The 15,034-nt window shown below is 72.8% G+C and carries 12 protein-coding genes; 2 read left to right on the forward strand and 10 right to left on the reverse strand.

Annotated features, from left to right (window positions below):
- Positions 1-157: 157 nt before the first annotated feature.
- Genes AB0F62_RS17265 through AB0F62_RS17275 form a run of 3 tightly spaced genes read right to left on the reverse strand, consistent with a single transcriptional unit; the run spans position 158 to position 2,630 of the window.
- Positions 158-748 (reverse strand): NADAR family protein, encoded by a 591-nt coding sequence (locus tag AB0F62_RS17265; protein ID WP_361798821.1) that lies wholly within the window; start codon positions 746-748, stop codon positions 158-160.
- A gap of 50 nt (positions 749-798) precedes the next feature.
- Positions 799-1,221 (reverse strand): MarR family transcriptional regulator, encoded by a 423-nt coding sequence (locus AB0F62_RS17270; RefSeq protein WP_361798824.1) that lies wholly within the window; start codon positions 1,219-1,221, stop codon positions 799-801.
- Positions 1,218-2,630 (reverse strand): MFS transporter, encoded by a 1,413-nt coding sequence (locus AB0F62_RS17275; protein WP_361798827.1) that lies wholly within the window; start codon positions 2,628-2,630, stop codon positions 1,218-1,220. Before AB0F62_RS17275 ends, AB0F62_RS17270 begins: the two co-directional genes overlap by 4 nt.
- Before the next feature lie 120 nt (positions 2,631-2,750).
- Here AB0F62_RS17275 and dusB point away from each other — a divergent pair, with 120 nt between their 5' ends.
- Together dusB and ppdK are read left to right on the forward strand one after the other, a co-directional pair.
- Positions 2,751-3,899, forward strand: coding sequence for a tRNA dihydrouridine synthase DusB (gene dusB / locus AB0F62_RS17280; RefSeq protein WP_361798830.1), 1,149 nt, complete (start codon positions 2,751-2,753; stop codon positions 3,897-3,899).
- Positions 3,900-4,317: 418 nt separating this feature from the next.
- A complete protein-coding gene (gene ppdK / locus AB0F62_RS17285; protein WP_361799110.1) occupies positions 4,318-7,014 on the forward strand; it encodes a pyruvate, phosphate dikinase in 2,697 nt (898 codons plus the stop codon).
- A gap of 144 nt (positions 7,015-7,158) precedes the next feature.
- Here ppdK and AB0F62_RS17290 read toward each other — a convergent pair whose 3' ends face one another.
- The 7 genes from AB0F62_RS17290 to AB0F62_RS17320 form a co-directional block, all read right to left on the reverse strand.
- A complete protein-coding gene (locus AB0F62_RS17290) occupies positions 7,159-8,316 on the reverse strand; it encodes an alkaline phosphatase PhoX (protein WP_361798833.1) in 1,158 nt (385 codons plus the stop codon).
- 180 nt (positions 8,317-8,496) lie between these two features.
- Positions 8,497-9,423 (reverse strand): oxidoreductase, encoded by a 927-nt coding sequence (locus AB0F62_RS17295; protein WP_361798836.1) that lies wholly within the window; start codon positions 9,421-9,423, stop codon positions 8,497-8,499.
- Between the two features lie 57 nt (positions 9,424-9,480).
- Positions 9,481-9,678, reverse strand: a complete 198-nt coding sequence (locus tag AB0F62_RS17300) for an antitoxin (RefSeq protein WP_361798839.1) — start codon at positions 9,676-9,678, stop codon at positions 9,481-9,483.
- 326 nt (positions 9,679-10,004) lie between these two features.
- Complete coding sequence (locus AB0F62_RS17305) at positions 10,005-10,652, reverse strand: PhzF family phenazine biosynthesis protein (protein WP_361798842.1); 648 nt, start codon at positions 10,650-10,652, stop codon at positions 10,005-10,007.
- Between the two features lie 28 nt (positions 10,653-10,680).
- On the reverse strand, positions 10,681-11,013 hold the full coding sequence (gene nirD / locus AB0F62_RS17310) for a nitrite reductase small subunit NirD (protein WP_361798845.1): 333 nt from the start codon (positions 11,011-11,013) through the stop codon (positions 10,681-10,683).
- On the reverse strand, positions 11,010-13,595 hold the full coding sequence (gene nirB, locus AB0F62_RS17315) for a nitrite reductase large subunit NirB (protein WP_361798848.1): 2,586 nt from the start codon (positions 13,593-13,595) through the stop codon (positions 11,010-11,012). The genes nirD and nirB overlap by 4 nt, the downstream gene beginning before the upstream one ends.
- 1 nt (position 13,596) lies before the next feature.
- Complete coding sequence (locus AB0F62_RS17320; protein WP_361799113.1) at positions 13,597-14,916, reverse strand: FAD-dependent oxidoreductase; 1,320 nt, start codon at positions 14,914-14,916, stop codon at positions 13,597-13,599.
- Positions 14,917-15,034 lie beyond the last annotated feature (118 nt).

Genomic DNA, 15,034 nt, shown 5'->3' on the forward strand with positions numbered 1-15,034 from the left:
ACATCCCCATCACACCCCGCCACCCCCCAACCAATAATAGGTGATTGGAGTTCAGACGGGTGCTCTCCCGATCCCCCGCCCTCGGCTGATCCGTCCGCGCTGCGCCCGGAGGGCTGACCCCCCCGCGGCCCGCCGCACCCGGGGTCCCGGCGGGCCGTCATGCCGATGCCCGTGTGAGCAGCCGCTGCCGCGCCTCCATGAGGGCGAAGCCCAGCAGGTTCAGGCCGCGCCACTGCGCGGGGTCGGCCGCGCGCTCGTCGTCGGCGGCCAGGCCGATGCCCCATATGCGGTCGACCGGGCTGGCCTCCACCAGCACGCGCGAGCCCGTGCCCAGCAGATAGTCGCGCAGCGCCGGGTCCTGGCCGAACTTGGCGACGTTGCCCGCCACGACCAGTTCCTCGCGCCCGCGCTCCCAGGTCTCGTTGTCGAAGCCGCGCACCTGGCGCCCGAGCTTCTTCGCGGCGTGCGGATGCGGAGCGGCGAGGATCGCCGCGAGGGCCCGCTCGTCGTCGAAGAGCCGGGCCTTGCCCGCCATCATCCAGTGCTCCGCCGTGGCGTAGCCGATGCCGTCGACGGTGAACTCCGAGGGCCACCACTGGCTCAGGCAGCCCGCGCCGACGCTGCCGTCGCGCTGCGGCTGATGGCCCCAGAAGAAGAGGTACTTGGGCCGGACGCCGCGCGCGGTCAACTGCGTCAGCGCCACGCGCGAACGCGCGTCGCGGGGTTCGGTGATCTGCGTCTGGCTCATGTCACCGACGGTAGCGCCCGGGTCCGACAACGCGCCGCGGCGTTCCCCGTTCACCCTCGCGCCGTACTCAGCAGCTTCGTCACGACCCGGTCCAGCGCCGCGAGTTCCTCCGCGTCCAGTTCCAGCAGGCCCGGCGGGGGAGTGCCCAGGATGCGGTCGGCCTCCGCCGCCGCGGCGGCACCGGCGGGCGTGACGCTCACGAGCTTGCGCCGCCGGTCCCGCGGGTGCGGCGTACGGTCCACCAGCCCCCGGCGGGCGAGGTCGTCGACGACCAGGGTGACGTACGGGCGGTCCGTCATGAGGTCGGCGGCGAGGTCGCCCGGGGTCACGGGGGCCAGCGCGATCCGGCGCAGCGCCTTGACCCGGAAGAAGCTCATGCCGAGGGCCTCGGCGACCTCGCGGCGGCGTTCGTTGCGTTCGAGGACGAGCGTGCGCAGGTTGCGCCACACACGGGTGGCCGCGGCCTCGTTCACCGGGCCCCCACCGGTTCCCGGCCCGCGTCCGCGCTGAGCCGCTCGGCGGCACGCAGGGCCGTGCCCGCCGCCCACCGGCCCGAGGTCAGCCACCCCAGCGCCAGGATCGCCGCACCGCAGCCCGTGATGATCCACCACGCCGTGAGGTCGAGCCCGGCGGCGAGCGCGGCGCCGATGACGGCGACCCCCAGCGACTGGCCGACCTGCCGGCTGGTCGAGGCCACCGCCGCGGCGACCCCGGCCTGGGAGCGCGGCATGCCGGAGACGGCGGTGTTGGTGATCGGCGCGTTGACGAAGCCGAAGCCGATGCCGAACAGGACGTACGCGGTGAACAGCTTCGCGTCCGAGGACGTCGCGTCCAGCGCGGCGAACATCACGCCGCTCGCGGTGGTGGCCGCGCCCGCCAGCAGCAGCGGCAGCCGCGGCCCGTGGCTTCCGACGATGCGCCCGGACAGCGGGGCGCAGACCAGGGCCATGGCGGCCATCGGCAGCAGGTGCAGGCCGGCGTCCAGGGCGGACATGCCGCGCTGGTCCTGCAGGTACAGGGTGTTCAGGAAGAGGAAGCCGGCGAGGGCCGCGAAGGCGCTCACCGCTATCACGGTCGCCCCGCTGAAGGGCGCGCTGCGGAAGAAGCGGGGGTCGATCAGCGGTTCCTTGCGCCGCCGCTCGTACGCGATCAGGCCCACGGCCGAGCAGAGCGCGAGCACGAGGCAGCCCACGATGATCGGGGAGCCCCAGCCCGCCGCGGGGGCCTCGATGATCGCGTACGTCACCGAGCCGAGCAGCGCGATGACCAGCAGCTGCCCGATCGGGTCGATCCGGCGCGCCCGGGGGGCGCGGGACTCGGGGACGTACAGCGCGGTGAGCACCAGGGCGAGCAGGCCGATGGGCAGGTTGATCCAGAAGACCGAGCGCCAGCCGACCGACTCCACGAGGGCGCCGCCGATGATCGGGCCGGCCGCCATGCTGATGCCGACGACGCCGCCCCAGGCCCCGATCGCCCGCGCGCGCTCGCGCGGATCGGTGAAGACATTGGTGATGATCGACATCGCGACGGGGTTGAGCATCGAGCCGCCGATCGCCTGCAGCATGCGGAAGACCACCAGCCACTCCAGGCTGGGCGCGATGCTGCACAGCCCGGAGGCGACGGTGAAGATCACCAGGCCGGTGCGGAAGATCCGCCGCCGGCCGATGCGGTCGGCGGTCGAGCCGGAGAGCATGAGCAGCGAGGCCAGCACGAGCGTGTAGGCGTCGATGGTCCACTGCAGGCCGGAGATCGAGGTGTCCAGGTCCCGGCGCATGGCCGGCAGCGCGACATTGAGGATGGTGTTGTCGAGACTGACGATCAGCAGGCTCATGCAGCAGATGGCCAGCACCAGCAGTCGTCTGCGCCGGCTCAGCTCGGGCATCGGCCGTTCCCGTCTCCGCGGTCGGTGCGGTCGGTGGACCGCACCGGTGGATTGATTGTATGTGTGTAACCATTTCACGCTACACCAAACCCGGCCCGGTGATACGGGAGAATGGTCGGCATGACTGCTGACGCCACCGCTCCCGCACTCCGCATCGGCCCGCACACCGTGTGGCCGCCGGTGGAGCTGGCGCCGATGGCCGGGATCACCAACGCGCCGTTCCGCACGCTCTGCCGGGAGTTCTCGGGCGGCAAGGGGCTCTTCGTCTCGGAGATGATCACCACCCGGGCCCTCGTCGAGCGCAACGACAAGACCATGCAGCTGATCCACTTCGACGCGGGCGAGAAGCCGCGCTCCATCCAGCTGTACGGGGTCGACCCGGTCACCGTCGGCAAGGCGGTCCGGATGATCGTCGACGAGGACCTCGCCGACCACATCGACCTGAACTTCGGCTGCCCGGTCCCGAAGGTGACCCGCCGGGGCGGCGGGTCGGCGCTGCCCTTCAAGCGCAACCTGCTCCGCTCGATCCTGCGCGAGGCGGTCGGCAACGCCGGCGACCTGCCGGTCACCATCAAGATGCGCAAGGGCATCGACGACGACCACATCACCTACCTGGACGCCGGCCGGATCGCGGTCGAGGAGGGTGTCACCGCCGTGGCGCTGCACGGCAGGACCGCGGCCGAGCACTACGGGGGCACGGCCGACTGGGAGGCGATCGCCCGGCTCAAGGAGCACGTCCCGGAGATCCCCGTGCTCGGCAACGGCGACATCTGGAGCGCCGAGGACGCGGTCCGGATGATGCGGGAGACCGGCTGCGACGGCGTCGTCGTCGGCCGCGGCTGCCTCGGCCGGCCCTGGCTCTTCGGCGACCTCGTGGCCGCCTTCGAGGGCGGCGGCGCCCCCGCCGCCCCGACGCTGCGCGAGGTCGCCGGCGTGATGCGGCGCCACGCCGAGCTGCTGGGGGAGTGGCTGGGTGACGAGGAGCGCGGCGTCATCGACTTCCGCAAGCACGTCGCCTGGTACACCAAGGGCTTCTCCGTCGGCTCGGAGATGCGCCGCAAGCTGGCGATGACCTCCTCCCTCGCCGAACTCGAGGCCCACCTCGCCGATCTCGACCTGGACCAGAAATGGCCGGATGGCGCCGAAGGGCCGCGCGGCCGGACGGCCGGGACCAAGCGCGTGGTGCTCCCCGACGGCTGGCTGAAGGACCCCTACGACTGCTCGGTGGTCGTCGGCGCCGACGCCGAGTTGGACACTTCGGGCGGCTGAGGATGTTTCCACTGCCGTCACGGGCGTCCGGGGAGTAAGACGGAGGGCGCGGCGGGCGAGTGATTCTCGCCACGCCTGATAGGGGTATCGCTCAGATGAGCGGCCTGAGTGTCACCACACCTCTCCAATGACTGGCACTGGGTGCCATCGTTGTCGCGGCCAGATGGTCAAGTCATCCCTCACGTGGAGTGACCGGCTCCGAGTGTGCCGATCACGTGGAGAGAGCATGTGTTCGACGGTTGAACGCATCGGATGCTCACCCGGAAGGGCGCCATGACTTTCGATCTCTCGGCGGATGGGTGGTTACGCCCGTGTGACCTGGTGATTGACGTACTGCGGCGCCTTCGAGATGGGTACGCTCCCCGCCGTCAGGGCATCCCGGCCGCGAGGAGCGAGTCCCGTGTCGGAAGAACAAGTAATCCAGAAGTTCGTCTACGACTTCACTGAGGGCAACAAAGACCTCAAGGACCTGCTCGGCGGCAAGGGCGCGAACCTCGCCGAGATGACCAACCTCGGCCTGCCCGTCCCTCCGGGTTTCACGATCACCACCGAGGCGTGCAAGGTCTACCTGGAGTCGGGCGCCGAACCCCCGGCGCTGCGCGACGAGGTGAGTGCGCACCTCGAGGCGCTCGAGCGGAAGATGGGCAAGAAGCTCGGGCAGGCGGACGACCCGCTGCTCGTGTCGGTCCGGTCCGGGGCGAAATTCAGCATGCCGGGCATGATGGACACCGTCCTCAACATCGGCCTGTCCGACGCCTCGGTCACGGGCCTGGCGGCGCAGGCCGGCAACGAGCGCTTCGCCTGGGACTCCTACCGCCGCCTCATCCAGATGTTCGGCAAGACCGTGCTGGGCGTCGACGGCGAACTCTTCGAGGAGGCGCTGGAGGAGGCCAAGCGGGCCAAGAACACCCACGACGACCTCGACCTGGACGCCGGCGACCTGCAGGGCCTGGTCGAGGTGTTCAAGGCGATCGTCGCCAAGGAGACCGGCCGCGACTTCCCCCAGGAACCGCGCGAGCAGATGGACCTCGCGGTCCGGGCCGTCTTCGACTCCTGGAACGGCGAGCGCGCCAAGCTCTACCGCCGCCAGGAGCGGATCCCCGGCGACCTCGGCACGGCCGTCAACGTCTGCTCCATGGTCTTCGGCAACCTCGGCGCCGACTCCGGCACCGGCGTGGCGTTCACCCGCGACCCGGCCACCGGCCACCAGGGCGTCTACGGCGACTACCTGAGCAACGCGCAGGGCGAGGACGTCGTGGCGGGCATCCGCAACACCGTGCCGCTCGCCGAGCTGGAGCAGCTGGACAAGACGTCCTACGACCAGCTGATGCGGATCATGGAGACCCTCGAGACGCACTACAAGGACCTGTGCGACATCGAGTTCACCATCGAGCGCGGCAAGCTGTGGATGCTGCAGACCCGGGTCGGCAAGCGCACCGCGGCCGCCGCCTTCCGCATCGCCACCCAGCTGGTCGACCAGGGCCTGATCGACGAGGCCGAGGCGCTGCAGCGGGTCAACGGCGCGCAACTGGCGCAGCTGATGTTCCCCCGCTTCGACGAGAAGGCGAAGGCCGAGCGGATCGGCTGGGGCATCGCCGCCTCTCCGGGCGCGGCCGTCGGCAAGGCCGTCTTCGACTCGTACACCGCCGTCAAGTGGTCGCGCTCGGGCGAGAAGGTCATCCTCATCCGCCGCGAGACCAACCCCGACGACCTCAACGGCATGATCGCCGCCGAGGGCATCCTCACCTCGCGCGGCGGCAAGACCTCGCACGCGGCCGTCGTCGCCCGCGGCATGGGCAAGACCTGTGTCTGCGGCGCCGAGGAGCTCGAGGTCGACACCAAGCGGCGCCGGATGACCGCGCCCGGCGGGGTCGTCATCGAGGAGGGCGACGTCGTCTCCATCGACGGCTCCTCCGGCAAGGTCTACCTCGGCACGGTGCCGGTCGTCCCGTCCCCGGTCGTGGAGTACTTCGAGGGCCGTATGCACGCCGGGGCCGACGACGCCGACGAACTGGTGCGGGCCGTGCACCGGATCATGGCGTACGCCGACCGGGTCCGCCGCCTGCGGGTGCGCGCCAACGCCGACAACGCCGAGGACGCCTCGCGCGCCCGCCGCTTCGGCGCCCAGGGCATCGGCCTGTGCCGTACCGAGCACATGTTCCTCGGCGAGCGCCGCGAGCTGGTGGAGCGGCTGATCCTCGCCGACACCGACTCCGAGCGCGACAAGGCGCTCTCCGCGCTGCTGCCGCTGCAGAGGTCCGACTTCGTCGAACTCCTTGAGGCGATGGACGGGCTGCCGGTGACCGTGCGCCTGCTCGACCCGCCGCTGCACGAGTTCCTGCCCGACATCACCGAGCTGTCGGTGCGGGTCGCGCTCGCCGAGTCCCGCAAGGACGCCAACGAGAACGACCTGCGCCTGCTCCAGGCCGTCCACAAGCTGCACGAGCAGAACCCGATGCTGGGCCTGCGCGGCGTGCGCCTCGGCCTGGTCATCCCCGGCCTGTTCGCCATGCAGGTACGGGCCATCGCCGAGGCCGCCGCGGAGCGCAAGAACGCCAAGGGCGACCCGCGTGCCGAGATCATGATCCCGCTGGTGGGCACCGTCCAGGAGCTGGAGATCGTGCGGGAGGAGGCCGGGGCCGTGATCGCCGAGGTCGAGGCCGCCACCGGCACCGAGCTGCGGCTCACCCTCGGCACGATGATCGAGCTGCCCCGCGCCGCCCTGACCGCCGCTCAGATCGCGGAGGCCGCCGAGTTCTTCTCCTTCGGCACCAACGACCTGACGCAGACGGTCTGGGGCTTCAGCCGCGACGACGTCGAGGCCAGCTTCTTCACCGCCTACCTGGAGAAGGGCATCTTCGGGGTCTCGCCGTTCGAGACCATCGACAAGGACGGCGTCGGCGCCCTCGTCCGGTCCGCCGCCGCGGCCGGCCGCGCCACCCGGCCCGACCTCAAGCTCGGCGTCTGCGGCGAGCACGGCGGCGACCCCGAGTCCGTCCACTTCTTCCACGAGGTGGGCCTGGACTACGTCTCCTGCTCCCCGTTCCGCATCCCCGTCGCCCGCCTGGAGGCGGGCCGGGCCGCGGCGCAGCGCAAGGGCGGCGACAGCCGGTAGCCCCGGCACGGAAGACCATCTCCAACCCTCACCGGGGGCGGCACCTTTGTGCGAAGGTGCCGCCCCCGCTTCCTCGCCCGGCTACGACCGGAACGGCCCCGGCTACGACCGGAGCGGCCCCGGCTACGACCGGAGCGGCCCCGGCTACGACCGGAACGGGCCGCGCACCTCGTAGGTGATGCCGCCGGTGGAACTGCCGCTCGTGCCGCGCTGGGAGGAGAAGTACAGCCGGGTGCCGTCGGGGGAGAAGGCGGGACCGGTGATCTCCGAGGCGGACTGGCCGTTGACCCGCAGGAACGGGGAGACGACGTCGTCGGGGGTGATCAGGCAGATCTCCATGGTGCCGCCGTCCTCGGCGACGTAGAGGTCGCCGGAGGACGTTCCCGTGATGTTGTCCACCCCCGTCAGCGGGGCGCTGCCCGAGACGAGGGAGTCGTCGTACGCCAGCGCGTAGGTGCCGGCGGCCAGGTCGAGCCGCCAGACGCGGTTGTCGCCCTTGGTGGTGAACCAGACGCTGTCGTCGGCGTAGTGGCAGCCCTCGCCGCCGTTGAACTTCTTGGCGCCGGACACCTGGCTCCGGGTCGCCGTCGGGGAGCCGTCGGGGTCGGGCACGTTCGCCCAGGTGAAGGAGCCCGAGGCGGCGGTGCCGGCGACCAGCACCTGGAGGGTTCCGGCCGACAGGTCGCCCCAGGAGGACGGGATGAACCGGTAGAAGCAGCCGTTGGTCTCGTCCTCGGTCAGGTAGACCACCTTGCGCACGGGGTCGGCGGCGGCCGCCTCGTGCTTGAACCTGCCCATGGCACCGCGGCGGACGGCCGCGGTCACGCCCCGCGGGTCGGTCTCGTAGACATGGCCGAGGCTGACCTCCTCGCACGACAGCCAGGTGTTCCAGGGGGTTCTGCCGCCCGCGCAGTTCTGCCGCGTGCCGGAGAGGACGCGGTAGGCGCCCGTGACGCTTCCCGAGGAGTCGAACCTGACCGCGCTCGCGCCGCCATTGGGGTTGATCTCCGAGTTGGAGACGTAGATCCAGCCGGTGCCGTCGGCGAAGCACGCGCCGCCGTCGGGCGCGCTGTGCCAGGTGTAGGACGTGCCCGGGACGGTCTGGCCGGAGCGGGCGATGACGCGGCTGGTGAAACCGCTCGGCAGCGCGATGCCGTTGGCGTCGGCCGCCAGCAGTGCTCCGTAGGGGCCGGTGCCGGGCTGGGCGGGCGCGGCATAGGCCGCGCCGCGCATCAGGGTGCCGCCGAAGGCGGCCGCCGAGCTGCCGACCACCGCTCCGCGCAAGAAGGTTCGACGTTCCACGATCACTCCAGGGACGACGGGGTGGCCCGCCCGGGACCCATTGCCGCGGGCGGGTCGCGCACCGGAAGGCTAGGGTGCGTCCCCCGACGCGGATGCCAACACAGCGTGAACGCTTGCCCACGGTCCGTCGGATTCACCGGCATGGCTGAGGAAGGGCGAACGACGCGGCCGGCCTGCCCCTCAGCCCGCCGCGGGGAACGCGTAGCGGACGCCCGTCAGCTGCTCCGAGGCCGCCCACAGCAGCTCGCCGGCGCGGTCGTCGCGGGTCCACGGGGCACGCCAGGAGGGGGCGGGGGAGCCGCGCCAGCCCTGGAAGCGGGGGCCGGTGAAGGAGTCGGGGAGGACGCCGGGGGCGGTGGCGGCGTAGAGCAGCGGAAGCGCGCCGGAGTCGGCCGACTGCGCGATCACGCGGTTGCCGAGGTTCACCAGGCGCTCGACGGTCCGGCGGTTCTCCATGCGCGCGGCCCGGGTCTGCAGAGCGGTGTCGGCGTAGCCGGGGTGCGCCGCCGCGACGACGGTGTCGGCGCCGGCCGCCGCCAGCCGCCGGGACAGCTCGTGGACGAAGAGCAGGTTGGCGCTCTTGGAGCGGCCGTACGCGATCCAGCGGCGGTAGCGGCGTTCGCTGTTGAGGTCGCCGGGGTCGATGGTGGCGACGGCGTGCATGCCGCTGGAGACGGTGACGACGCGGGCGCCCGGGGTGGCCAGCAGGCGCGGCAACAGCAGTCCGGTGAGGGCGAAGTGGCCGAGGTGGTTGACGCCGATCTGCGTCTCGAAGCCGTCGGCCGTGGTGCCGTACGGCAGGGCCATCACACCGGCGTTGTTGACGAGAAGGTCGAGGCCGGTCCCGTCGTACTCCGCGGCGAAGCCGCGTACGGAGGAGAGGTCGCCGAGATCGAGGTGGCGGTAGCCGGCGCGGGCGCCGGGCACCTCAGACTTCAGGCGCAGGACGGCCTCCTTGCCGCGTGTCTCGCTGCGGCAGGCGAGCAGGACACGGGCGCCCTTGCGGGCGAGTTCGCGTGCCGTGCAGTAGCCGAGGCCGCTGTTCGCGCCGGTGACGACGGCGGTGCGGCCGCTCTGGTCGGGGATGTCGTTCGCGCTCCAAGCCATGCCGGCCAGCGTAGGGCCGCCGCGCCGCCCCCACGGGCGCGCGGCGGCCCTTCGGCGTCAGGAGTGCGGGGGGCGGTCCTGGCCGGTGCTGCCCGTACCGAACTCGTCGCCCATCTTCTCCTGGGCGGTGTCGACCTGGCGCTGGTACTTCCCGCCGGTCTTCTCGTCCAGCATGTCGCCGCCCTTGTCGATGCCCTTCTGGGCCTGGCTCTCGTGGCCCTTCAGCTTGGCCTTGATCTTGTCGAACATGGACATCGCTGTCCTCCTCGCCGTAAGTGGCACTCCTCTCAGCATCACCGCCCCACCGAAGATCCGCATCCGGAGCCCGTGGGGTGCCGAAACCGCAGGTCAGGTGGGTGGCAAGAGGGTCGGCCGATGGCGCTCGCCCGCATCGCGGCCGGCCGTCGGGCCGGGTACGCGAACCCCGGGGCACCCCGCGCGGCGGCGGCCGCGCCGGACCCGCGTCCGGGTCCGGTGCGACATGCCGTCACCGCTGGGACGGGGCGCACGTCCCGGGGCCGCGGTGCGCGACCGCGGCCCATGCCCGGTACCCCCTGCGCCTGTGCCGGACCGGCGGCCGGTCAGGAGGCGAGGGCCACCCGGCCGCCGATGTCGGCGGTGCCGTCCGGATGGACCCGGGTCAGGATCTGCGAGCCCACGCCCTGCCGTACGTCCAGCGGCCGCGCCAGCTCGGCGGTGAGCACCAGGGCGGCCGCCCCCGTCGCCTCGTCCTCGACGATGCCGTCCCCCCGTCGCGGGAAGGCGCGCGCCCGGACCCGTCCGGCCGCCTCGTCCGCCCAGGCCCAGGCGTACAGCCAGCCCTCCCCGGGCGGCGGTGCCGGCAGCGCGTCCACCTCCGCGGGCGAGCCGAAGCGCTCCGTGCGGCGTCCGGACGCCCACGCGGCCCGCCCGCGGACCCAGGTGAACTCGCCCTCGCTCCACGCCTTCACCTCGCCGGCCGGCGGCCGCAGCACCCCGGCCCCCAGCAGCCACGCCACCCCCACCGTGGGATGTCCCGCGAACGGCAGCCGTACGCTCGGCGTCCAGATGTCCACCACACCCCGCCCGGCGTCGTCCACGAACACGGTCTCGCTGTAGCCGAGTTCGGCGGCCAGGCGCTGCCGCGCCGCCGTTCCGGGCACCGACCCGCCGTCCCGCACGACCCCGAGCAGGTTCCCGCCCCGTCCGTCGGGACCGATGAACACCCGCAGCACCTGAAGATCGACCATGGGCCGATTCAAGCAGGCGCCGCGCCGGTCACCGGGTCCGCACCGCGAAGGCGGGGACGGAGACCGCCTCGTCGTCCAGGCACCGGCCGTCCTCGAGGTCGAAGCGCTGCTTGAGCAGGGGGGACGCGACGAAGGCCCGCCCCTCGGCGGTGGAGCCGAGCAGGCCGCGGGACAGGACGTAGGCGCCGGTGAAGGGGTCGCGGTTGTCGATGGCGTAGAGGCGCCCGTGCCGGTCGGTGAAGAGGGCGGCCTGGCGGCCGTCGGGGAGGAGGGCGGCGACGCCGCGGCCGGGGGTGAGGGCGTCCTGATCGCAGACGGCGAACCAGTCGGCGGTGCCGGGGAGGAGGACTTCGACGGTCATGCGGTGGTGCTCCCTTCGAGGGTGCGGACGGCGAGCACGGGACCGGCGAGCAGGTCGAGGTCGGGCTTGACCTGGTCCCGTTCGGGGACGAACCGGACCGAGGGGTCCGGGACGCCGGGCGCGTTGACGAAGGAGACGAAGCGCCGCAGCTTCTCCGGGTCGCCCAGGGTCTCGGCCCATTCGTCCCGGTAGTTGGCGACGTGCTCGTCCATCAGCTGCTCCAGCTCCTCGCAGATGCCGAGCGAGTCGTGGACGACGACGTCGCGCACGTGGCCGAGCCCGCCCTCGATGCGCTCCAGCCAGCTCGAGGTGCGCTCCAGCCGGTCGGCGGTGCGGATGTAGAACATCAGGAAGCGGTCGATGAGCCGGATCAGCCCGGCGTCGCTCAGGTCCTGGGCGAGCAGGTCCGCGTGGCGCGGGGTGGCACCGCCGTTGCCGCCGACGTACAGGTTCCAGCCGGTGGCGGTGGCGATGACGCCGAAGTCCTTGCTCTGCGCCTCCGCGCACTCGCGCTGGCAGCCGGAGACGGCCGACTTGAGCTTGTGCGGGGAGCGCAGGCCCCGGTAGCGCAGCTCAAGGTCGATCGCCATGCGGACGCTGTCCTGGACGCCGTAGCGGCACCAGGTCCGCCCCACGCAGGACTTCACGGTGCGCAGCGCCTTGCCGTACGCGTGCCCGGACTCGAAGCCGGCGTCCACCAGCCGGGCCCAGATCATCGGGAGCTGCTCGACCCGGGCGCCGAAGAGGTCGATGCGCTGACCGCCGGTGATCTTGGTGTAGAGCCCGAAGTCACGGGCCACCTCGCCGATCACGATCAGCTTCTCCGGGGTGATCTCACCGCCCGGGATGCGCGGCACGATCGAGTACGAGCCGTTCCGCTGCAGATTGGCCAGGAAGTGGTCGTTGGTGTCCTGCAGCGCCGCCTGCTCGCCGTCCAGGACGTAGCCGGAGGCGCCGATCGTCGGGGCCAGCGAGGCGATGATCGAGCCGACGGCGGGCTTGCAGACCTCGCAGCCGTCGCCGCCGCGCGCGCCGTCCCGGCCGTGGCCGTCGAGCAGCTCGCGGAAGGTCGTGATCCGCAGGGCGCGCACGATCTCGTACAGCTCCTGCCGGGTATGGGCGAAGCAGCCGCACAGGCCCTTGTCGACCTCGACGCCCGACGCCTCCAGCTCGGCGGTGACCAGCTGACCCAGCACCTTCACACAACTGCCGCAGCCGGTGCCGGCCTTGGTGCACTTCTTCACCTCGGGGACCGTCGCGCAGGCGTGCTCGGTGACCGCGCCCCGGATGGCTCCCTTGGTGACGTTGTGGCAGGAGCAGATCACCGCCTCGTCCGGCAGCGCGGACGGGCCCAGCGTCACCGGGGCGCCCGCCCCCGCCGGGAGCACCAGCTGCTCGGGGGAGACCGGCGGCACCGAGCCGGTGAGCGGGCGCAGCATGCCGTACTGCTCCGCGTCGCCGACCAGGATGCCGCCCAGCAGCACGCCCTCCGGCGAGACGACCAGCTTCTTGTAGACGCCGGAGCGGGAGTCGGAGTAGACGACGTCCAGGCAGCCCGCGGTCGCGCCGTGCGCGTCGCCGAAGGAGGCCACGTCCACGCCGAGCAGCTTCAGCTTGGTGGAGGTGTCGGCGCCGGTGAAGGAACCCTCCTCGCCGGCGATCGCCTTCGCGGCGGTCTCCGCCATGTCGTAGCCCGGCGCCACCAGGCCGTACACCCGGCCGTCGGCGGCCAGGGCGCACTCGCCGATCGCGTAGACGCTCGGGTCCTCGGTGCGGCAGGCCGCGTCGACGACGATGCCGCCGCGCTCGCCGACCGGCAGACCGCACTCGCGGGCCAGCTGGTCCCGGGGCCGCACACCCGCCGAGAAGACCACCAGGTCGACGTCGAGCGACGAGCCGTCCGACAGCGCCATCGCCCTGACCGAGCCGTCCGCGGCCGTGACGATCTCCTGCGTGCCCACGCCGGTGTGGACCGCCACGCCCATGTCCTCGATGGTGCGCCGCAGCGCCTCGCCGCCGCCGTCGTCGACCTGCACCGGCATCAGCCGCGGCGCGAACTCCACGACGTGCGTGTCCAGCCCGAGCCCCTTGAGGGCGCCCGCGGCCTCCAGACCGAGCAGCCCCCCGCCGACCACCGCGCCGGTGCGCGAGGTCATCGCGTACTCCTCGATGGCCAGCAGGTCCTCGATGGTGCGGTAGACGAAGCAGCCGCCCGCGTCCTTGCCGGGGACCGGCGGCACGAAGGGGTACGAGCCGGTGGCCAGCACCAGCGTGTCGTAGCCGACCGTCAGCCCCGAGCGGGCGGTGACGGTCCGCGCCCGCCGGTCCACGGCGACCGCCGGGTCGCCCAGGCGCAGTTCGATGCCGTGCTCCGCCATGAAGCCGGCCTCCACCAGGGACAGCCCCTCGGGGCTGGTGCCCGCGAAGTACGAGGTGAGGTGGACGCGGTCGTACGCCGGGCGAGGCTCCTCGCAGAGCACCACCACCCGGGCGCGGGAGGTCAGGCCCCGGTCGGCCAGCGCCTCCAGGAACCGCTGTCCGACCATCCCGTGGCCGACGAGCACGATGGTGGGCGTGGTCATATCAGGACCCTCCGTTGTCGGTGAGCAGGTGGAACGGGGAAGAGGGCAGCGGCTCGTCGCCCTCCCAGGTGCGGGCGAGGGCACCCACGGCGCTGAGATCGCCGAGCAGGATGCCGCCGATCAGGCGGTCACCGCGCAGGACGACCTTCCGGTACGCGCCGCGCGTGGCGTCGGTGAGGCGGAGCACGTCGTCGCCGGGTGCGGGGGTGGTCTCGCCGAAGGCGGCGATGTCCAGTGCCGCCGGGCCGTTGAGGGTGAGCCGGGTCAGCGAGCGGGTGCCGCCGTAGCGCGGTGCGGAGCCGGCGGTCAGGACGTCCGCCAGCGCGTCCGCCTGCTCGGTCGCCGGGCCCGCGAGGCCGTAGACGACGCCGTCGTGCTGGGCGCAGTCGCCGATGGCGTGCACGGACGGATCCGAGGTGCGCAGGGCGTCGTCCACGACCACGCCCTTGGCGACCGCCAGGCCCGCCGCCTGGGCGAGCCCGACGCGCGGCCGGACGCCGCAGGCCAGGACGACCAGGTCGGTGCCGAGGCGGTAGCCGTCGGCGAGTTCGACGGCGGTGACGACGGGCGGTGCCGCGCGGCGGTCCCCGGCGGCCGCGCGGGGCAGGGTCAGCGGCCGCGGGCCGGCCGCGCTCCCCGCACCCGCCGTCACGGCCGGCCGCGGCCGCCGCGAGGGCACCCCGTCCTCCCCGCGGGAGAGCAGACCGCGCACCCGGCACTGGGTGTGCACCTCGATCCCCAGCCCCTCCAGATGGACGCGGAGCAACTCCGAGGCGCCCTCGTCCAGATGGCGCTCCATCAGGTGCTCGGCCTGGGTGGCGATCACGACCTGCGCCCCACGCGCCGCCAGCGCCCGCGCCGCCGACACCCCGAGCAGTCCGCCGCCGACGACGACCGCGCGGGCCCCGGGGCGCACCGCCGCCGAGAGCGCCAGGCAGTCGTCCATCGTGCGGAAGGCGTGCACACCCTCGGGGAACGTGCCGCCGCCCCGCGCGAACAGCCCGCGCAGCGGCGGCAGTACCGGGTTGGAGCCGGTCGCCAGCACCAGCCGGTCGTACCGGACCACGCCGCCGTCGTCGCAGACCACGGCCCGCTCGTCGCGGTCGATCCGCACCACCCGGACACCGCGGCGCACCACCGCGCCGGGCACGCCCGGCAGGGCCACCACGTCGGGCGCGTACCGGCCGGCCAGGACCTCCGCGAGCAGCACCCGGTTGTACGGGGCGTGCCGCTCCTCGCCGATCACCGTGACGTCCGCGCCGGACGGCGCCAGGCGCTGCGCGAGGCGCGCCCCCGCCATTCCGCCGCCGATCACCACCATCCTCATGCCATGAGGGTGGGGTGCCGCTGTTACCCGGTGGCATCCCCGTCGTTTCCCCCGGGGAACAGTGCCCTCAGCGCCGGCCGGGCCCCGCTGTGAGCCCCGATGCGGCCTGCGG

This window comes from Streptomyces sp. NPDC026673, assembly GCF_040638135.1.
In the GTDB taxonomy this organism is placed as follows: Bacteria; Actinomycetota; Actinomycetes; order Streptomycetales; family Streptomycetaceae; genus Actinacidiphila.

Excerpts from the sequence above, each read along its gene's own strand:
- AB0F62_RS17265 (WP_361798821.1), bottom strand. The coding sequence starts at position 748 with ATGAGCCAGACGCAGATCACCGAACCCCGCGACGCGCGTTCGCGCGTG.
- AB0F62_RS17275 (WP_361798827.1), bottom strand. The coding sequence starts at position 2,630 with ATGCCCGAGCTGAGCCGGCGCAGACGACTGCTGGTGCTGGCCATCTGC.
- dusB (WP_361798830.1), top strand. The coding sequence starts at position 2,751 with ATGACTGCTGACGCCACCGCTCCCGCACTCCGCATCGGCCCGCACACC.
- AB0F62_RS17295 (WP_361798836.1), bottom strand. The coding sequence starts at position 9,423 with ATGGCTTGGAGCGCGAACGACATCCCCGACCAGAGCGGCCGCACCGCC.
- AB0F62_RS17300 (WP_361798839.1), bottom strand. The coding sequence starts at position 9,678 with ATGTCCATGTTCGACAAGATCAAGGCCAAGCTGAAGGGCCACGAGAGC.
- AB0F62_RS17305 (WP_361798842.1), bottom strand. The coding sequence starts at position 10,652 with ATGGTCGATCTTCAGGTGCTGCGGGTGTTCATCGGTCCCGACGGACGG.
- nirD (WP_361798845.1), bottom strand. The coding sequence starts at position 11,013 with ATGACCGTCGAAGTCCTCCTCCCCGGCACCGCCGACTGGTTCGCCGTC.
- nirB (WP_361798848.1), bottom strand. The coding sequence starts at position 13,595 with ATGACCACGCCCACCATCGTGCTCGTCGGCCACGGGATGGTCGGACAG.
- AB0F62_RS17320 (WP_361799113.1), bottom strand. The coding sequence starts at position 14,916 with ATGGTGGTGATCGGCGGCGGAATGGCGGGGGCGCGCCTCGCGCAGCGC.